The organism is Polynucleobacter sp. MWH-Berg-3C6, from assembly GCF_018881855.1.
Classification (GTDB): domain Bacteria; phylum Pseudomonadota; class Gammaproteobacteria; order Burkholderiales; family Burkholderiaceae; genus Polynucleobacter.
Map to the genome: position 1 here is coordinate 1 of NZ_JACVPN010000027.1, position 249 is coordinate 249.

General features: G+C 46.6%; 1 protein-coding gene. It reads right to left on the reverse strand.

Translation table 11 applies throughout. From position 1 onward, the window contains the following. Positions 1–249 (reverse strand): DDE-type integrase/transposase/recombinase (locus ICN13_RS10080; RefSeq protein ID WP_216140220.1); only part of this gene is annotated, 249 nt, incomplete at both ends.

The following is a 249-nucleotide window of genomic DNA, read 5'->3' on the forward strand; positions in this document are numbered from 1 at the left end:
TAAAGGTGCCGTTAAAGCTTTCACAAAAGCCATTCTCCCAAGGGCTGCCCGGTTCAATGTAGGCTGTCTTTACTCCAATGCCAGATAACCAACTACGCAGCTCTTTAGCAACAAATTCTGGGCCATTATCACTTCGGATGTGCTCGGGGATGCCGTGAGTAATCATGGCGTTGGCCAGTTGTTCTATCACTTGGATTGAGCCAATTCGTCTAGCGCAGAAGATCGTTAAACACTTTCTACTGAACTCAT